Source organism: Streptomyces sp. NPDC043685, from assembly GCF_056436585.1.
This window is the reverse complement of record NZ_JBWKCH010000013.1, coordinates 205673-224760: the sequence shown is the minus strand read 5'-3', so window position 1 is coordinate 224760 and position 19088 is coordinate 205673. Positions and strand designations below refer to the sequence as shown.

Sequence of the window (19088 nt, the reverse complement as noted above, 5' to 3'; positions counted from 1 at the left end):
CTGCCGGGACCGGCCGAACTGTCTTTCGGCCGGTCAGTGTATGCAGACCGTTCCGTGGCGCCTTCGTTGGCCGTGCGGCGTTCCGCCCCCTGCCCCCCGTCGGCGGTGCCCGTGTGCTCAGCGGCCCTGGTAGCGGGCCGCCTTGGTGCGGGCCGAGCCCAGCTTTCCGTAGAGCTTGCGTCCCGGGCACTCGGTGATGAAGCCGTCCCGGTGCCCCGAGATCACGTTCAGTCGCACTTTCTTGCCTTTGCGGTGGAGATTGCTGCCTGCCGACTTCAGGTAGGTCTTCCCCTTCGGGTTGACCCGGTACAGGCCCAGCTTCCACGCGGTCAGCCGGGCGATGCCCTTGACCGCGGCCTTCGACGGCTTCGTTGCGCCGTAGGACCCGAGGACGGCGATCCCCATGCTGTTGCTGTTGAAACCGAGCGTGTGCGCGCCGAGGACCGGTCTGGCCACGCCCCCGGCACGGCCCTCGTAGATCTTTCCGCACTTGTCGATGAGGAAGTTGTAGCCGATGTCCCGCCAGCCCATGCTCTTGACGTGGTAGCGGTAGATACTGCGGATGAGTGAGGGGACCTGCGAGCAGCGGTAGTTGTTGCCGCTGGCCGTGTGGTGCACGAAGGCCGCCTTGACCTTCTTCGTGTACCGGAAGCCGCTCTCGCGCAGTCCCTCGTCGGCGCCCCAGCCGCGCCGCGTGACGATACCCGGGCGCGGGCCGATGTACGGCTGGGCCTGCCGCTGCTGCTCCGTCAGTCGGCCGGGGTCGAGGGCGTAGTACTCCTGCTCGGTCTCGGCGCGGCTCAGGGCGCCGATCTCGGTGGCGCCGAGGGGGGCGAGGTCGGCGTTGGCGGCGGAGGCGTCGGTGAGCGCGGCGGCTTCGGCGTTCAGGCCACCGGTGCGGGGGCCGTCGGCGGTGCCGCCGAGGGACGAATCCTCGTCCTCGCCGGGGTCGACGAGTTCGAGGCGCAGGCCGGAGGGCAGCGCGGGCGCGGCGGGCAGGGTGCGGGCGCCCGTCCCGGCGGAGCCGGCTGCCGCTCCCTCGGACTCGGGCTCGGATTCGGACTCGGGCTCGGAGCGGACGCGGAGTTCGACGCCGTCGGAGTCGCCCACCCACAGCGGGGCCGTGGCACCGCGGACGCGGCCCGAGGCCCTCTCCTGGGTGCCCGGGTCGGCGGCGTGGTCGGCGTTGTGGGTCTCCACGTCCTGCCAGCCCGACCAGGTGCCGGTGGCGGCGGCTCGGGTGCGGACCTGGACGCGGCCGTGCAGTTCGGCGTCGGGGTCGTCCCAGACGACGCCGACGAGGGAGAAGTGACGTACGGCCCGGCGGGTCAGGCCCTGTTCGGTGGCGGGGGCGGAGGGGGTGGCGCGGTCGCGGGTGAGGGGTTCGAGGGGGAGGGACTGGGTGCTGCCGGCGGCGTACGGTTCGGCCGCGCGCCGGTGGGCGGCGGCGGCCGGGGTCCCCGCGCGGGCCACGGGTCTCGCCGTCGTGGCGGCTTCCGTGGCCGGCACCGGACTCGCCGTCGCCGCGAGGGCGGGAGGGGTGAGGGGAAGGGCCAGAGCGGCCGCACAGGTGACACCGATCGAGGAAGCAAGGAATCCACGCATGCCCCTGATCTTGGACATAGTCATATAAGTCTGTCCATTTGGGATGTGACGGGCCGTCGGCCCGGTTCGGCCGAACCGGTGGCGGATTCACGGTGGGGCGGGGGCCGGTCCGTTGGGCGCGGGGTCGTCGCCCGCGTACGCTTGCGCGGGTGAACGCCACCGATCGCACCCCCGCCGACCTGCTGGGTTCCGCGCTCGCCGCGGATCCGGGACGCCCCCTGGTGACCTTCTACGACGACGCCACGGGCGAACGCGTCGAACTGTCCGTGGCCACCTTCGCCAATTGGGTGGCCAAGACCTCGAACCTCCTCCAGGACGAGTTGTCCGTGGAGCCCGGGGACCGGGTGGCACTGCTGCTGCCCGCGCACTGGCAGACGGCGGTGTGGCTGCTGGCGTGCGCGTCCGTGGGGGTCGTCGCGGACGTGGCCGGGGACGCGCGGGCCGCCGACGTCGTGGTGAGCGGGCCGGACCGGCTGGAGGAGGCGCGGGCCTGCTCGGGGACGCGGATCGCGATGGCCCTGCGCCCGCTCGGAGGGCGGTTCCCGCAGGTCCCCGAGGGCTTCGTGGACTACGCGGTGGAGGTACCGGGCCAGGGCGACCGGTTCGTGCCGTACGCGCCCGTGGATCCGGACGCCCCCGCGCTGATCGTGGCCGGGCGGGAGTTCAGCGGCGCCGAGGTGGTCGAGCGGGCCCGGGCGGAGGCGACCGCGCTGGGGCTGACCGGGCCCGGGTCGCGGATCCTGTCCGGACTGCCGTACGACACCTGGGAGGGGCTGCACGCCGGGCTGTACGGGCCGCTGGCCACCGGGGGCTCCGTGGTGCTCTGCCGCCATCCTGAGCAGGCCGGGGCCGGGGTGCTGGACAAGCGGGTGGAGAGCGAGCGGGTCACGACCATCGCCCACGGCACCCCGGGCCGCTAGTCCCCCGTCCGGCCCATCCCCACCCGGCCTTCGCTCCCCTTCCGCGCCATGGTCGTAGGAGCGGTGACGGGACGTTCCTACGTCAGGAGGGGTGGTTGCTGCCGTGGGCTACAGGGTCGGTCCGGGGACGGGGGCGTCCGCCGGCGGGCGGGGGCCGGTGCGGCGCCGGCGGCGGTGGGCGCGGATCTCGGCGTTCGGGGTCACGGCCCTCCTCCTGGCGGCCGGCGGCGTCGGCTGGGCCGTCTACGCCAAGCTCAGCGGGAACATCACGCCCGACGAGGCGGCCGCCGCCGAGCTCGCGCGGTACGACAAGGAGCGTCCCACGTCCCTGGTCAAGGACGCGCGGAACATCCTGCTGATCGGGTCGGACTCGCGCGAGGGGCGCGACAACGCCCGTTACGGGCGGGACTCCGGCACCGAGCGGTCCGACACCACGATCCTGCTGCACCTGTCCGCCGGCCGGAGCAGCGCCACCGCCGTCTCCATCCCCCGGGACCTGATGGTGAACCTGCCGGGCTGCCGGCGCCCGGACGGGTCCCGCAGCGCGCCGCGGTTCACGATGTTCAACCAGGCCTTCCAGGTGGGCGGCTCGGCCTGCACCATCCGGACGGTGGAGAAGCTGACCGACATCCGCGTCGACCACCATGTCGTGGTCGACTTCCACGGTTTCAAGGAGATGGTGGACGCGGTCGACGGGGTCGAGGTGTGCCTGCGGGAGCCGATCGACGACCGGGCCGCCAAGCTGCGGCTGCCCGCCGGGCGCGTGACGCTCGACGGCGAGCAGGCCCTCGGCTACGTCCGGGCCCGCAAGTCCCTGGGCGACGGCAGCGACACCGAGCGGATGGAGCGGCAGCAACGATTCCTCGGGGCGCTCGTCAACAAGGTGCGCAGCAATGACGTCCTGCTGAACCCGGCGAAGCTCTATCCGGTGCTGGACGCGGCCACGTCTTCTCTCACCACGGACCCGGATCTGGCGAGCTTGCGTGGTTTGTACGCACTCGTGCGCGGTCTGCGCGACATCCCCATGGAACAAGTGCAATTCCTGACCGTCCCCCGGGAGTCGTACGCGTACGACGCCAATCGCGACCAACTCGTGGAGCCCGCGGCGGACCGGCTGTTCGAGCGGCTGCGAACGGACGCGCCCCTGGTCGTCGAGGGGAACGGCCCGCAGCGTCACGCCCCGCCGGGATCCGCAGACGCGCGTGACGGGTCGTACGGGGATGCCTATCCGGGTCTTCACAGCGCGCCCGCCGTCACCGTTTCTCCTCCACCGACGTTTCGGGGGAACACCGCAGCCGAGGACACCTGCGAGTAAAGCGGGCGCCAAGCCCCCTCCAAGGCAAGGGACTCTTCACTCGGGAAATGGGCGAATTGCCCAGGTGTAGGGGCGTGGAATGGGTCACCGTCGTCCCCCGGCGCCGATAGGGGCGGTTAGTGTGAGCGATCCGGTGCGCCCGGCTCTGAGGGACGGTCCCGAGGTCGCGCACTGTGTGACCGAGACCCGAGCGCCTTGGAGGGGAAGGCGCCGCGTGCCCCGACGGAGGAAACAGGCAACCGTGGACGCGCAAGGCCGTGGGCGGGCGGACGACATCGATCCCGCAGACCAGTGGGTGCTCAACCCGGACACCGGCGAATACGAACTGCGACTGGGCCCTTCCGCACCGCAGCCGGGCGTCCCGGGGCCGCGCAGGCCACGGTCCTCCGAGGCACGCCCCTCGGCGCGCGGCCGCAAGGAGGCCCCCGGCCGGTCGCGGCCCGAGCCGCCCGGGCGGGCGGTGCCGCCGCCGCGCAGGCGCCGCGGGGCGCCGGAGGAGCCGCTGCCGGGACGGCGCGGACGGCGCCCGGTGAAGAAGGCCTCCAAGACCAGGAAGATCCTGCTGTGGACCGGCGGCACGATGGCGTTCGTGCTGGTCGCCGGCGCGGGCGCCGGGTACTTCTACATCGAGCACCTGAACGGCAACATCGCGTCCGTCTCCGACGACGGCGCGAGCACCGGTGGCTTCCAGAAGGACAAGGCCATCAACATCCTGCTGATCGGCACCGACAAGCGCACCGGCAAGGGCAACGGCACCTACGGCGACGCGGGCAGCGTCGGGCACGCCGACACCACGATCCTGCTGCACGTCTCCAAGGACCGTTCGAACGCGACCGCGCTGAGCATCCCGCGCGACCTGATCGTCGACGTGCCGGACTGCCCGACCACGCAGGAGGACGGCACGCAGAAGGTCATCCCCGGCACCCGGCAGGTCCGCTTCAACACCAGCCTCGGCCAGGACGGCCGCACGCCCAGCTGCACGATGCGGACCGTGACCGAGCTGACCGGGGTCAAGCCCGACAACTTCATGGTCGCGGACTTCAACGCGGTCAAGACGCTGACCAGCGCGGTCGGCGGGGTCGAGGTCTGTGTGGGCAAGGACCTCGACGACCCGGACTCGCACCTGAAGCTGTCCAAGGGCATGCACACCATCGAGGGCGAGCAGGCGCTGGCGTTCGTGCGCACCCGGCACGCCGTCGGCTTCGGCGGTGACCTGAGCCGGATCGGGCTGCAACAGCAGTTCCTGAGCGCGCTGATGCGCAAGCTGAAGTCCAACGACACCCTCACCAGCCCGACGAAGATGCTCGACCTGGCCGAGGCGGGCACCAAGGCGCTGACCGTGGACTCGCAGCTGGACAGCATCGGCAAGCTGAAGGACCTCGGTCTGGAGCTGGGCAAGCTCAACACCAAGAACCTGACGTTCGCCACCGTTCCGGTCGTCGACAACCCGGCCGAGAAGGTGAAGGCCACGGTCGTGCTGAACGAGTCGACGGCCCCGCAGGTCTTCGAGATGATCAGGAACGACGTCTCCTTCACCGCCGTCAAGGAGCGGAAGAAGAAGGAGAAGGCCGCCGAGGCCGCCCGGCTGAAGGGCAGCAAGGCGGACGCCTCCGAGGTGCGGGTGCGGATCCTCAACGGCGGCGCCGTCGCCGGCAGCGCCCAGGAGACCCTCAGCTGGCTCCAGAACGAGGAGGGCGTGACCAAGTCGGAGAACGCCGGCAACGCGCCCGCCCCGCTGGCGAAGACCACCCTGGAGTACGCGCCCGACCAGGCCGACCAGGCCCGCCGTCTCGCCGCCATCATGGGCCTGTCCGGCTCCGCGCTGAAGCCGGGCGAGAGCGTGACCAACTCCCAGGGTCTGCCCGCGATGACACTGACCCTCGGCAAGGACTTCGAGGGGGCCGGTGTCTCCCTCACCGTGCCCGCAAAGGCACCGAAGGGGGTGCAGAAGTCCACCGCCGACAAGGTGGAGTGCGCCAAGTAACGCGGAATCCCTTCGCGTTCACCCAACTTCCTTCAAACAAATGGGCGGTATTGCCCAGTTGTGAGAACGTGCAATTTCTCACCCACGTCGCTTGACGCCGAAGTGTGCGGATAGTGTGTGCGATCCAGTGCTCTCACCCATGAGGTCCGTCCTGGGGGCGTGCACTGCTTGACCAGCACCGTGCGCCTTCCGGGGGAGGGCGCCGCGTGGCCCGACGGAGGAATCAGGCAACCGTGGACGCGCAAGGCCGTGGGCGGGCGGACGACATCGATCCCGCAGACCAGTGGGTGCTCAACCCGGACACCGGCGAATACGAACTGCGACTGGGCCCTTCCGCACCGCAGTCGGACGTGCCCGGGCCACGGGGTTCCGGTGGCCGCGGCAGGACCGGGACCGACGGCGCGGCCCGCGCCCGCCGCACTCCCCCCGCCCGGCGTTCCGGCGCCGCCGCGTCCGGCGGTGAGGCCGCCTCCCCGCGCAGACGCACCGGCGCCCCGGCCGAGCCGGCCGCGGGGCGGCGCGGACGCCGTCCGGCACCGAAGAAGGCGAAGGGCAAGAAGGCCCTGCTGTGGACCGGCGGCTCCCTGGCGTTCGTGCTCGTCGGGACGAGCGCGGCCGCGTACCTCTACTACGAGCACCTCAACGACAACATCACGTCCGTCTCCGACGACGGCGCCGGCACCGGCGGGTTCAGCAAGGACCGGGCGATCAACATCCTGCTGATCGGCACCGACAAGCGCACCGGCAAGGGCAACCAGGGCTACGGCGACAACGACAGCGCCGGGCACGCGGACACCACGCTGGTGCTGCACGTCTCCAAGGACCGTACGAACGCCACGGTGCTGAGCATCCCGCGCGACCTGATCACCGACATCCCCGACTGCCCGACCACGCAGGAAGACGGCTCGGAGAAGGTCATCCCGGGCAAGCAGGGCACCCGCTTCAACAACAGCCTGGGGCAGGAGGACCGGACGCCGAGCTGCACCATGCGCACGATCACCGAGCTCACCGGGCTGAAGATGGACCACTTCATGGTGGCCGACTTCAACGCGGTCAAGACGCTGACCAGTGCGGTGGGCGGGGTCGACGTCTGCCTGGCCAAGGACATCAAGGACCCCGACTCCAAGCTCGACCTGCCCAAGGGCGAGCACACGATCGAGGGCGAGGAGGCCCTGGCCTTCGTCCGTACGCGGCACTCTGTGGGCTTCGGCGGCGACCTGAGCCGGATCGAGCTGCAACAGCAGTTCCTCGGCTCGATGCTGCGCAAGCTGAAGTCCAACGACACCCTCACCAACCCCGCGAAGATGATCAAGCTGGCGGAAGCGGGCACCAAGGCCCTGACCGTCGACTCGCAGATCAGCACGATCAAGAAGCTGGCCGATCTGGGCGCGGAGCTGGGCAAGTTCGACACCAAGAACCTCACGTTCGCCACCGTGCCCGTCGACGACAACCCGGCGGAGAAGGTCAAGGCCACGGTGGTCCTCAAGGAACCGCAGGCCCAGCAGCTGTTCGCGATGGTCCGGGACGACGTGTCGCTGACCGAGGTCAAGCGGGAGAAGAAGAAGGAGAAGGCCGCCGAGGCCGCCCGGCTCAAGGGCAGCAAGGCGGACGCCTCCGAGGTGCGGGTGCGGATCCTCAACGGCGGCGCCGTCGCCGGCAGCGCCCAGGAGACCCTCAGCTGGCTCCAGAACGAGGAGGGCGTGACCAAGTCGGAGAACGCCGGCAACGCGCCCGCCCCGCTGGCGAAGACCACCCTGGAGTACGCGCCCGACCAGGCCGACCAGGCCCGCCGTCTCGCCGCCATCATGGGCCTGTCCGGCTCCGCGCTGAAGCCGGGCGAGAGCGTGACCAACTCCCAGGGAGTGCCCGCGATGACACTGACCCTCGGCAAGGACTTCAAGGGGGCGGGGGTGCCCCTCACCACTCCGGACAAGGTGCCGGACGAGGTGCAGAAGGCCACGGCCGACAAGGTCGAGTGCGCGAAGTGACCTGACCGTCCCTTCCTGCGTCTCACAGGTGGACGGAGCATGCCCGGACGATTCGCCCGGGCGTACATCCGACCGGGCATGTCAGTGGTCCAACCAGCAGCGGGGACGAGCCGGCCCCGGCGCAGCACCGGGGAACCCGTGGTCCGGACGGACGCGGGTCGCCCGTGATCCGAGCACGACGCGGGGCGGTCCCGTGGGCGGCCGTAGGGGTGGGGAGGCAGGGGTATGACGCAGAGCGACGTGCGCGGAGGCAGCAGGCGGCGCGAGTCGGGCGGCCTGGCCCAGGACGAGCGTCCGGGGACGGCGGCGCCCGCCGCGGGCGGCGGCGAGGGGGGCGCGGGCGGCCGGGGCCGACGGCGCGGCCGGCGGCGCGGCGGCGGACGCCGGATAATGCGCTGGTCCGCGATCGTGCTGTCGGTGGTCATACTCGGGACGGCCGGCGCCGGATACCTCTACTACCGCCATCTCAACGGCAACATCGACAAGGGCAGACGCAACAGCGGCGACTCCGACGTCAAGAAGACCGGCCCCAACGCGGCCGGCCAGACCCCGCTCAACATCCTGCTGATCGGTTCCGACAGCCGGAACTCGGCGGAGAACGTCAAGCTCGGCGGCGGCCGGGACAACGTCGGCAGCAAGCCCCTGGCGGATGTGCAGATGCTCCTGCACGTCTCGGCGGACCGCGAGAGCGCGTCCGTGGTCAGCATCCCCCGCGACACCCGGGTGGACATCCCGAAGTGCGTCGACCCCGACACCGGGGAGACCTACCCGGCCAAGAACACCATCATCAACGAGACGCTCCAGCGCGGTGGCCCGGGCTGCACGCTCGCCACCTGGCAGAACCTGACCGGTGTGTACATCGACCACTGGATGATGGTCGACTTCGCCGGAGTGGTGGACATGGCGGACGCCATCGGCGGTGTCCCGGTCTGCGTCAACCAGAACGTGTGGGACCGGCCGCTGCCCGGTCAGCGCGGCGGCTCCGGACTGAAGCTGAAGGCCGGCAAGCACAACGTGCAGGGCAAGGAGGCGCTCCAGTGGCTGCGCACCCGCCACGCCTGGGGCAGTGACCCGCTGCGCGCCAAGGCCCAGCACATGTACATGAACGCGATGATCCGGACGCTGAAGCAGCAGAACGTCTTCACCGACACCGGCCGTCTGATGGGGCTGGCCGAGTCGGGCACGAAGGCGCTGAAGGTGTCCGAGGAGATCGGCACCGTCAAGGAGCTGTACGACCTGGGCATGCAGCTGAAGTCCGTCCCGACGAACCGCATCACGATGACGACGATGCCGTGGATCGAGGACCCGCTGAACCGCAACCACCTGCTGCCCAAGCCGGACGACGCCGACAGGATGTGGGCGATGCTCCGCGACGACGTGTCCTTCGACAAGGCCGGGAAGGCGCGTGCGGCCGCGGCTTCGGGTCCGTCCCCGGCGTCCGTGAAGGCCACGGGCCCCGCCGCAGCGCCCGCCGAGGGGCTGTCGGTCACCGTCGTCAACGGCACGGCGAGCGACCAGCAGGCCGCCGTCCCGCAACGCGCCGCCGCGATCGTGGCCGCGTTGCAGCGGGAGGGCTTCACCCGGGCCGTCGCCTCGGGCCGGCAGGATCCGCACCCCCGGACCCAGGTGACCTACCCCAAGGGCACCGGGGAGCAGGGCCGGGCCAACGCGCTGTCGGTGGCGAAGGCGGTCGGCATCCCGGCCGGCCAGGTGCGCGCCACGGACGACGTCACCACCACGCTGACCATCGGCAGCGACTGGCGGGAGGGCACGGCCTACCCCGAGCAGAAGGCACCCGCGGCGGGCGACCTGCCCGACTCCGCGGACGCGCTGACCGCCGACAAGCAGGAGTGCATGGACGTGTACAAGCCCTACCAGTGGTGAGCACGGACCGGCAGGAGAGCCAGGCCCGCGTCCGGGAGGACGGCGGGCCCCGCTCCGCGTGCCCCTGCTGCTGATCACCGCACACCGCAGGCCCCTGCCCGTCCGGGCAGGGGCCTGCGGTCGTGTCGGTCAGCTCGCGGCGGCGTCCGCGCGCACCGCGGGGCGCCGGGAGGCGATGACCTTCCGCGCCAGCGCCCGCGGGCTGGTCAGAAAGCCCCAGCCCCACGACATGTGCATCGTGGCCAGCGCCACGGGGATCCGCAGCCGCGCCTTCAGCGGCAGGCCCTTGCCCGCCGGCACCGAACCGAGCACGATCGCCGCGAGGTAGCCGCCGGGCACGACGAAGCCCCACGGCGTCAGCAGGGCGCCGACCAGGACGCCGGCCCCGATCGCGCACACGGCGGTCGGCGGCGCGAGGTAGCGCAGGTTGATGGAGCCCTCGTGGTAGCGGGCGACGACATGCCGCCAGCGGCCGTAGTCCTTGTACTGCTTGGCGAGCGCCTTCACGCTGGGCCGCGGCCGGTAGGACACCTTCAGCTCCGGCGAGAACCAGATCAGCCCGCCGGCCTCACGGATGCGGAAGTTCAGCTCCCAGTCCTGGGCGCGGATGAACTCCACGTTGTAGCCGCCCTGCTGCTCCAGCGCCTCGCGCCGGAAGACGCCGAGATAGACCGTCTCGGCCGGGCCCGCCTGACCGCCGGTGTGGAAGGCGGCGTTGCCCACGCCGATCTTCGAGGTCATCGCGGCGGCGACCGCGTGCTCCCAGTCGTTCTCGCCCTCGGCGTGCATGATGCCGCCGACGTTCTGCGCGCCGGTCTCCTCCAGGAGCCGTACGGCGGTGGCGATGTAGTTGGGCGAGAGCATGCCGTGGCCGTCGACGCGGACGACGATCGGATGCCGGGAGGCGTTGATCGCGGCGTTCAGCGCGGCGGGCGTACGGCCCGTGGGGTTGGGGACGGTGTGCACGCGCGGGTCTTCGGCCACGAGCTCGGCGGCGATCTCGTCCGTGCGGTCCGTGGACGGACCGAGGGCGATCACGACCTCCATCTCGCCGGCGTACTCCTGCGCGAGGATCGCTTGGACTGCTCCCCGCAGATGCCGCTCCTCGTCGAGGACGGGCATGATCACGGAAACGGCGGGGAGCCGCACGTCGGGATTGGCGTTCATAGGGGGCTCACGTTACCGCGAACGGGGGACACCGGTGCGCGCCGCCGGGGCGCTGCCGCGGGCCGCAGATCGTATCGGCCTACGGTTTCACGGATCCCACGTACGGCCGTCGTCCGGAGGTGCCCCATGCCCACGCCGCCGCGGTCCCCTCGGTCCACCGCCGCACCCCAGCGCCGCCCGCAGCCCCCCGCCGCCCGCCGCGCCCCGCGCCGCCCGGGCCCGCCCCGGCGCAGGCCGCGCTGGGGCATGCGTGCCGTCACCACCCTGTCCGTGGTCGTCCTCGCCTCCGCCGGCATCGGGCACGCGGTGATGACCGGCCTCGACGCGGACATCACCCGCGTCGACCCCTTCAAGGACATGAAGAACCGCCCGCAGGCGGGCCACGGCATGAACGTCCTGCTGGTCGGCACCGACGGCCGGGAAAAGATCGGCAAGGAGGAGCGCCGCAAGTACCGGCTGGGCGGCGCCCCCTGCCACTGCACCGACACGATGATGATCGTGCACATCTCCGAGGACCGGGAACGGGCCAGTGTGGTGAGCCTGCCGCGCGACTCGTACGCGGTGACGCCCGCGCACACCGACCGGACCAGCGGCAAGCGGCACCACGGGCATCCCATCAAACTGAACGCGGCGTACGCCGAGGGCGGGCCGCAGCTGACGGTGCGCACGGTCGAGTCCATGACCAAGGTGAAGATCGACCACTACCTGGAGGTCGACTTCACCAGCTTCATGAAGACGGTGGACGTGGTCGGGGGCGTGCAGATCTGCACCGCCGACCCCCTCAAGGACAGCTACACCGGCCTGGACCTGCCGGCCGGACGGCACACGCTGGCGGGCGGGCAGGCGCTCCAGTTCGTCCGCGCACGCCATGTCGACGGGGCGTCCGACCTGGGCCGTATGAAGCGGCAGCAGCGCTTCATGGCGGCCCTCGTGGAACGGCTCACCTCCTCCGGGATCCTGCTCAACCCGATGAAGTTCCGGGACGTGACACGGGCGGTGCTCGGCTCGGTACGCGCCGACAAGGGCTTCGGCACCGACGAGATGCTGGACCTGGGCCGCGCCATGCGGAACTTCTCGCCCTCCTCCTCCGAGTTCACGACCGTCCCGATCGGGCGGATGGGCTACGCCGTGAAGGGCGTCGGCTCGACGCTGAAATGGGACCCGGTGAAGGCGGAGCGCCTCTTCCACGCCCTGCGCCAGGACCAGCCGCTGTCCGTGAACCGGTCGCGCGGCGCGGCCCGGGTCGTCGCGGTCGCCCCGCAGCAGATCCGTGTCCAGGTGGAGAACGGCACCCGCACGCCCGGCCTCGGCCGCCGTGTGGACGCGGCGCTGGCGTCGACGGGCTTCCGCACCACCCACGCCCCCGTGAACGCCGCCACCCGTGACGTGAAGCGCACGGTCGTCGCCTACGACCCCCGCTGGGACCGCTCGGCCAGATCCCTCGCCACGGCCCTGCCGGGCAGCGAGCTGCGCGCCGTCAAGGGCCTGGGCGCGACCCTCAAGGTCATCGCGGGCCCGGACTTCGAACGCGTCCGCAAGGTGCGCGCGGAGGACCCGGGCCAGGGCGAGCTCGGGGTGGTGCGGGGGGACGAGGTGGCGTGCGGCTAGAAGCCGGCGAGGTGGCGGCCGACGGCGGCTGACAGCAGGCCCTCCCCCGGGTCAGTCCTCGAAGCCCTCCGCCGCCCGCCTCTCGCGCAGGTCCATGATCGCGCGACGGCGGGCCAGACGGTGGGTGCGGCGGATCTGGGCCTCCTGGTAGCGGCGCTTGTCGCGCTCGGTCTCCGGGAGGACCGGGGGGACCCGGCGGGGCTTGCCGTCGGCGTCGACCGCGGCGAAGACGAGGTAGGCGGAGCCGACCTGCGTGGGCGGGGCGGACTCGTTCCAGCGTTCGGCCAGGACCCGGACGCCGACCTCCATGGAGGTGCGGCCGGTCCAGTTGACCTGCGCCTTGACGTGCACCAGGTCACCGACGCGGACCGGCTCCAGGAACGCCATCTCGTCCATCGAGGCCGTCACCGCCGGCCCGCCGGAGTGCCGCCCGGCGACGGCTCCCGCCGCGTCGTCGACCAGCTTCATGATCACCCCGCCGTGCACCGTCCCCAGAAGGTTCGTGTCGTTGTGGGTCATGATGTGGCTGAGGGTGGTGCGGGACGCCGAAGTCGGCTTGCCCGGGATCTCCGGACCGCCGGAATCCGCGGCTGGGGCCTGGTCTGTCATGGCCCCCACCTTATGCCGAGGCGGCTGAGGGGGATTTGTGTCAGCTTCGCCACAGGCGTGCTCTGATTTTCCGACGACCCTTGTATGGCCCACCACCGGGACCTGCACACTGTCGGCATGAATGATTGGCCCGAGGGATTTTCCGGCGACAACCGCGGCGGCCGGTTCGGACGCGGCAGCTCGAGCGCACAGCCCGAGAGCGCCCGTGTCATGCGGCAGGTCCGCCGCGGGCCGGCGGCATCGCCCGGGCAGGCACCGTACGGCGGCGGGGTACCTCCGCAGCCCTCGTACGTGGACGGCGGCGGCCACGGCCCCGGTGACGGCTACGACAGCGGCTACAACACCGGCCAGGTCTACGGCTCCCCCGGCGGCAGGGGCCCCGGCGGCCCGGGCGACGGCGGCTACGCGCCCCGCCCCGCGCCGGACTGGCGCCGCCGCATCAAGGTGACCGCCATCACGGTCGTGACGCTGCTGGTGGTGACGAGCGTCGGCACGTACTTCTGGGCCGACTCCAAGCTCAACCGCGAGGTCGATCTGTCGAAGGTCATCGACCGTCCGGAGGCGGGCGAGGGCACGAACTACCTGATCGTCGGCTCCGACAGCCGCAAGGGCATGTCGGCCGAGGAGAAGAAGAAGCTGCACACCGGGTCCGCCGAGGGCAAGCGCACGGACTCGATGATGATCCTGCACACCGGCGGCGGCGCCCCGACGCTGATCTCGCTGCCCCGCGACTCGAACGTCACGATCCCCTCGTTCAAGGGCTCCGACTCCGGCAAGTTCTACCCGGCCACGGGCCGCCAGACCAAGCTGAACGCGGCCTACGCCGAGGACGGCCCGGAGCTGCTGGTGCGCACGGTGGAGGCCAACACGGGCCTGCACATCGACCACTACGTGGAGATCGGCTTCGCGGGCTTCGCGAACATCGTGGACGCGGTCGGCGGCGTCGAGATGGACATCCCGCAGGACATCAAGGACACCAAGTCGGGCGCGGACCTGAAGAAGGGCAAGCAGACACTGAACGGCGAGCAGGCCCTGGCCTTCGTCCGCACCCGCTACGCCCTCGCGGGCTCCGACCTGGACCGTACGAAGAACCAGCAGAAGTTCCTCTCGGCCCTGGCCAACCAGGTCGCCACCCCGGGCACCGTCCTGAACCCCTTCAGGCTGTACCCGACCATGAGCGCCGGCCTGGACACCCTCGTGGTCGACAAGGACATGGGCCTGTTCGACCTGGCGTCCATGTTCTGGGCGATGAAGGGCGTCAGCGGCGGCGAGGGCAAGTCGATGAACATGCCGATCGCGGGCAACACCCCCAACGGCAACCTCCAGTGGAACACCGCCAAGGTGAAGCAGCTGGTGAACGAGCTGAAGAACGACGAGCAGGTCACCGTCTCCGGCAACTGACCGGACGGCAGCAGGCGGCGAGGGGGCACCCGGGCGGGTGCCCCCTCCGTCGTGCGGCGGTCCTCACATCGAGGCGGCCGACATCGAACGGCACATCTCGGCACAGCGGCGACACGCCTCCGCGCACCTCATCATCTGCGGGTCCTCCGGCATGGACATACACGCCTCGGCGCACATGTCACACGCCCGGGCACACAGCGCGCACATGTCGGCCATCAGGGGCGAGCGGCGCATCATCATGTCGGCGCACATGCGCGTCATCTCGGCGCAGTCCATGACCGCGCGCATGATCTGCATCTGGGCCGGGCCGCCCCTCTGCAGACAGGAGCTCATGGTCTCCTCGCACACGCTGTGGCAGGTCATGCACGCCTGCACGCAGTCCTGCATCTCGGCGCTCAGCGGGGTCGTGGTGGCGGGCTGCTGGGTCATGACGTCCTCCCGGGTCCGGCGGGAGCCGCGGATCGGCGCCCGCTCCTCTCGTCCTACGCCTGTCGCCCCATGAGCACCACAGGGCGGACCGTCCCGGTCCGGTCGGCCGCCGCTGTGAGGCACGACTCACCGGGGCCGGCGTGAATCCTCCGGCAGCGGCAAAAAGGGTGTGCAGGCGCGCCGGAGTCCCGGCGCCGCCGGGCCGGGGGCGGCGAACGAACCGTGCAGGGGGAGGACCCACCCATGACGCAGCAGATGTACGACGAACGGACCGTGCCGTCGCCCAGAGGGCCGGAGGGGCAGAAGCAGCGGCTGCGCAGGCGGCTCGAGCGGCTGATCGGCATCGCCGCGACCGAGGGCAACGAGCTCGTGCCGCTGCGCAACGGCGACGAGATCTTCCCCGCGATGCTGGCCGCGATACGCGCCGCGGAGCACACCGTCGACATGATGACGTTCGTGTACTGGCGCGGCGAGGTGGCCCACGAGTTCGCCGAGGCCCTGGCCGAGCGGGCCCGTTCGGGGGTCCGGGTGCGGCTGCTGCTGGACGGCTTCGGGGCCAAGGAGATAGAGCGGGACCTCCTGGACGCCATGGACGAGGCCGGTGTCCAGGTGGCCTGGTTCCGCCGTCCCACCCGGCTGTCGCCGATGCGGCAGAACCACCGCTGCCACCGCAAGGTGCTGGTCACCGACGAGCACACGGCGTTCACCGGGGGCGTCGGCATAGCGCAGGAGTGGTGCGGCGACGCCCGCAACCCCGACGAGTGGCGCGACACCCATGTGCGGGTCCGCGGCCCGGCCGTGGATGGCATCGCCGCGGCCTTCGCCCAGAACTGGGCGGAGTGCCACGACGACCTCTACGACGACCATGACCGCTTCACCGCCCAGGAGCAGCCGGGCCGCGCCACGGTCCAGGTCGTACGGGGGTCGGCCTCGTTCGGCTGGCAGGACATGCAGACGGTGCTGCGGGTCCTGATCACCTCCGCCGAGCGGCGCCTGCGGCTGTCCACGGCCTACTTCGCCCCCGACGCCTACTTCATCGACCTCCTGGCCGCGGCGGCCGGCCGCGGGGTCCGGGTCGAGATCCTGCTCCCCGGCCCCTACACCGACGAGCGGGCGTGCCTGCTGGCCGGGCGGCAGCACTACCAGACGCTGGTCGACGCCGGTGTCGAGGTGCGGGAGTTCCAGCCGACCATGCTCCACACGAAGATCATCACGGTCGACGGGGTGTGCTCCCTGATCGGCTCGACCAACTTCAACCGCCGCTCCATGGAGCACGACGAGGAGGTCGTGCTGGCCGTCCTCGACGAGGACTTCACCGCGCGGCTCGACGCCGACTTCGACGCCGACCGGGAGCGGAGCGAGCCGATCGACCCGTCCCGCTGGAAGCGCCGCCCCCTGCCCGAGCGCCTGGCGGAGGCGGCGGTGACCCCGATCCGCCGCTTCTTGTAGAACGCCGGGGCCGGAGCGGCCGGCCCCCGGGGCGGGGCTACGGCAGGTTGCGCGCCATGACGATGCGCTGGACCTGGTTCGTACCTTCGTATATTTGTGTGATCTTGGCGTCGCGCATCATGCGCTCCACCGGGTAGTCGCGCGTGTAGCCGTACCCGCCGAGGAGCTGGACGGCGTCCGTGGTGACCTCCATCGCCACGTCCGAGGCGAAGCACTTGGCGGCGGCGCCCAGGTAGGTGAGGTCGGCGTCGACGCGCTGGGAGGCTGCGGCGGCCTGGTAGGTCAGGGCGCGGGCGGCCGAGATCTTCATGGCCATGTCGGCGAGCATGAACTGGATGCCCTGGAAGTCGGCGATGGGCTTGCCGAACTGCTTGCGCTCCTGGACGTAGCCCTTGGCGTAGTCGAGGGCGCCCTGGGCGATGCCGAGGGCCTGGGCGGCGATGGTGATGCGGGTGTGGTCGAGGGTCTTCATCGCCGTGGCGAAGCCGGTGCCCTCCTCGCCGATCATGCGGTCGGCGGGGATGCGGACGTTGTCGAGGTAGACCTCGCGGGTCGGGGAGCCCTTGATGCCGAGCTTCTTCTCCGGTGCGCCGAAGGAGACGCCCTCGTCGGACTTCTCCACGACGAAGGCGGAGATGCCCTTGGAGCGCTTGGTGGGGTCGGTGACGGCCATCACCGTGTAGTACTCGGACTCGCCGGCGTTGGTGATCCAGCGCTTCACGCCGTTGAGGACCCAGAAGTCGCCGTCGCGGACGGCCCTGGTCTTCATGCCGGCGGCGTCGGAGCCGGCGTCGGGCTCGGAGAGGCAGTACGAGAACATGCCGTCGCCCTTGGCGAGCGGGGTCATGTACTTCTTCTTCAGGTCCTCGGAGCCGGAGAGGATCACCGGCAGGGAGCCCAGCTTGTTCACGGCCGGGATGAGGGAGGAGGAGGCGCACACGCGGGCGACCTCCTCGATCACTATGACGGTGGCCAGCGCGTCCGCGCCGGAGCCGCCGTACTCCTCGGGTACGTGCACGGCGTGCAGGTCGTTCGCGACCAGGGCCTGGAGGGCCTCGCGCGGGAAGCGGGCCTCCTCGTCCACCGCTGCGGCGTGCGGCGCGATCTTCGCCTCGGCCAGGGAGCGGACGGCGTCACGGAGCATGTCGTGCTCCTCGGACGGGCGGTACAGGTCGAAGTCAGCCGATCCGGCCAAGGTCTCTCACGCTCCAAAACGCTGCGATGCTGAAGCTAACTACCGTTAAGTAATCAAAAGTTTATGGGGTCGCCCACCCCAGTGATACGTGAGCTAGGCGACAGCGGAGAAGTTGCCCATGAGAGCGCGCCGCCATGCCCCGGATATGCTCGGGCGCGCACCGCATGCCGTAGACCCCTGGAGCACCCCATGGCCCTGAAGATCACCGTGATCGGCACCGGTTATCTCGGCGCGACACATGCGGCGGCCATGGCCGAACTGGGCTTCGAGGTTCTCGCCCTGGACGTCGTGCGCGAGAAGATCGAGAAGCTGGAGCGGGCCGAGGCCCCGATGTACGAGCCGGGTCTCGAGGAGCTGCTGCGCAAGCACGTCGCCGGCATCGAGGGCTCCAGCGGCCGGCTGCGCTTCACCCAGGACTGGGCCGAGGTCGGCGCGTTCGGCGATGTGCACTTCGTCTGTGTGAACACCCCGCAGCGGCACGGCGAGTACGCCTGCGACATGAGCTACGTCGATTCCGCGTTCGCCTCCCTCGCCCCGCATCTGCACGGTCCGGCGCTGGTCGTCGGCAAGTCGACCGTGCCGGTGGGTTCCGCGGACCGCCTCGCGGCCTACCTGGCCGCGCACGCGCCCGCCGGTGAGGACGCGGAGCTGGCCTGGAACCCGGAGTTCCTGCGCGAGGGCTTCGCCGTGGACGACACGCTGCACCCCGACCGTCTCGTGGTGGGCGTGCGCAGCGAGCGGGCCGAGAAGCTGCTGCGCGAGGTGTACTCGACGCCGATCGCCGAGGGCTCGCCGTTCGTGGTGACGGACTTCCCGACCTCGGAGCTGGTGAAGACGTCCGCGAACTCCTTCCTCGCGACGAAGATCTCCTTCATCAACGCGATGGCGGAGGTGTGCGAGGCGGCCGGCGGTGACGTGGCCAAGCTCGCGGAGGCGATCGGCTACGACGACCGGATCGGCAGGAAGTTCCTGCGGGCCGGGATCGGCTTCGGCGGCGGGTGTCTGCCGAAGGACATCCGGGCGTTCATGGCGCGCGCCGGTGAGCTGGGCGCGGACCAGGCGCTGACGTTCCTGCGGGAGATCGACTCGATCAACATGCGCCAGCGCGGGCAGATGGTGGAGCTGGCCCGGCAGGCGCTGGGCGGCGGGCCGTTCCTGGGCAAGCGCGTGGCGGTGCTGGGCGCGACCTTCAAGCCCGACTCGGACGACGTGCGGGACTCCCCCGCGCTGAACGTCGCCGGGCAGATCCACCTCCAGGGCGGCCAGGTCACGGTCTACGACCCCAAGGGCATGGACAACGCCCGCAGCGTGTTCCCGACGCTCGGCTACGCCGACTCGGCGCTGGAGGCCGTGCGCGGGGCCGACATCGTGCTGCATCTGACGGAGTGGCGGGAGTTCCGCGAGCTGGACGCCGAGGCCCTCGGCGAGGTCGCGGCGGTCCGGGTCATCCTGGACGGGCGCAACGCCCTGGACCCGGAGCTGTGGCGCAAGGCCGGCTGGACGTACCGGGCGATGGGACGCCCGAAGGCCTGAG

General features: G+C 71.1%; 14 protein-coding genes. 9 read left to right on the top strand and 5 right to left on the bottom strand.

The features are described from left to right. Positions 1-117: 117 nt before the first annotated feature. Positions 118-1605 (bottom strand): peptidoglycan recognition protein family protein, encoded by a 1488-nt coding sequence (locus tag AC0665_RS35035; protein ID WP_478706557.1) that lies wholly within the window; start codon positions 1603-1605, stop codon positions 118-120. A 149-nt stretch (positions 1606-1754) separates the two neighbouring features. Here AC0665_RS35035 and AC0665_RS35030 point away from each other — a divergent pair, with 149 nt between their 5' ends. From AC0665_RS35030 to AC0665_RS35010, 5 genes are all read left to right on the top strand, one after another. Beyond that, complete coding sequence (locus AC0665_RS35030; RefSeq protein ID WP_363119465.1) at positions 1755-2525, top strand: TIGR03089 family protein; 771 nt, start codon at positions 1755-1757, stop codon at positions 2523-2525. A 103-nt stretch (positions 2526-2628) separates the two neighbouring features. Further along, positions 2629-3840 (top strand): LCP family protein, encoded by a 1212-nt coding sequence (locus AC0665_RS35025; RefSeq protein WP_478706556.1) that lies wholly within the window; start codon positions 2629-2631, stop codon positions 3838-3840. A gap of 241 nt (positions 3841-4081) precedes the next feature. Further along, complete coding sequence (locus AC0665_RS35020; protein WP_478706555.1) at positions 4082-5824, top strand: LCP family protein; 1743 nt, start codon at positions 4082-4084, stop codon at positions 5822-5824. 233 nt (positions 5825-6057) lie between these two features. Continuing rightward, on the top strand, positions 6058-7812 hold the full coding sequence (locus AC0665_RS35015; RefSeq protein ID WP_478609841.1) for an LCP family protein: 1755 nt from the start codon (positions 6058-6060) through the stop codon (positions 7810-7812). Between the two features lie 225 nt (positions 7813-8037). Continuing rightward, positions 8038-9696 (top strand): LCP family protein, encoded by a 1659-nt coding sequence (locus AC0665_RS35010; RefSeq protein ID WP_478609838.1) that lies wholly within the window; start codon positions 8038-8040, stop codon positions 9694-9696. Between the two features lie 129 nt (positions 9697-9825). Here the strand turns inward: AC0665_RS35010 and AC0665_RS35005 are convergent, their stop codons facing one another. Then, a complete protein-coding gene (locus tag AC0665_RS35005) occupies positions 9826-10863 on the bottom strand; it encodes a glycosyltransferase family 2 protein (RefSeq protein WP_478609835.1) in 1038 nt (345 codons plus the stop codon). 126 nt (positions 10864-10989) lie between these two features. Here AC0665_RS35005 and AC0665_RS35000 point away from each other — a divergent pair, with 126 nt between their 5' ends. Then, positions 10990-12471, top strand: a complete 1482-nt coding sequence (locus tag AC0665_RS35000; RefSeq protein WP_468414223.1) for an LCP family protein — start codon at positions 10990-10992, stop codon at positions 12469-12471. 51 nt (positions 12472-12522) lie between these two features. Here the strand turns inward: AC0665_RS35000 and AC0665_RS34995 are convergent, their stop codons facing one another. Then, complete coding sequence (locus AC0665_RS34995; protein WP_363119458.1) at positions 12523-13080, bottom strand: acyl-CoA thioesterase; 558 nt, start codon at positions 13078-13080, stop codon at positions 12523-12525. A gap of 117 nt (positions 13081-13197) precedes the next feature. On the opposite strand from AC0665_RS34995, the gene AC0665_RS34990 reads away from it, so the two are divergent. Next, positions 13198-14481: an LCP family protein gene (locus tag AC0665_RS34990; protein ID WP_478509356.1), complete on the top strand. Its 1284-nt coding sequence runs from the start codon at positions 13198-13200 to the stop codon at positions 14479-14481. A 63-nt stretch (positions 14482-14544) separates the two neighbouring features. Here AC0665_RS34990 and AC0665_RS34985 read toward each other — a convergent pair whose 3' ends face one another. Further along, positions 14545-14910 carry a four-helix bundle copper-binding protein gene (locus AC0665_RS34985; RefSeq protein WP_478509357.1) on the bottom strand — a complete coding sequence of 122 codons (366 nt, stop codon included), beginning with the start codon at positions 14908-14910 and terminating at the stop codon, positions 14545-14547. 243 nt (positions 14911-15153) lie between these two features. Here AC0665_RS34985 and AC0665_RS34980 point away from each other — a divergent pair, with 243 nt between their 5' ends. Continuing rightward, a complete protein-coding gene (locus AC0665_RS34980) occupies positions 15154-16359 on the top strand; it encodes a phospholipase D-like domain-containing protein (RefSeq protein WP_478609830.1) in 1206 nt (401 codons plus the stop codon). A 37-nt stretch (positions 16360-16396) separates the two neighbouring features. On the opposite strand, the gene AC0665_RS34975 is transcribed toward AC0665_RS34980, so the two are convergent. Next, complete coding sequence (locus AC0665_RS34975; RefSeq protein ID WP_363119454.1) at positions 16397-17554, bottom strand: acyl-CoA dehydrogenase; 1158 nt, start codon at positions 17552-17554, stop codon at positions 16397-16399. A 189-nt stretch (positions 17555-17743) separates the two neighbouring features. On the opposite strand from AC0665_RS34975, the gene AC0665_RS34970 reads away from it, so the two are divergent. Then, positions 17744-19087, top strand: coding sequence for a UDP-glucose dehydrogenase family protein (locus AC0665_RS34970; RefSeq protein ID WP_478706554.1), 1344 nt, complete (start codon positions 17744-17746; stop codon positions 19085-19087). The last annotated feature ends 1 nt before the right edge of the window (position 19088 follow it).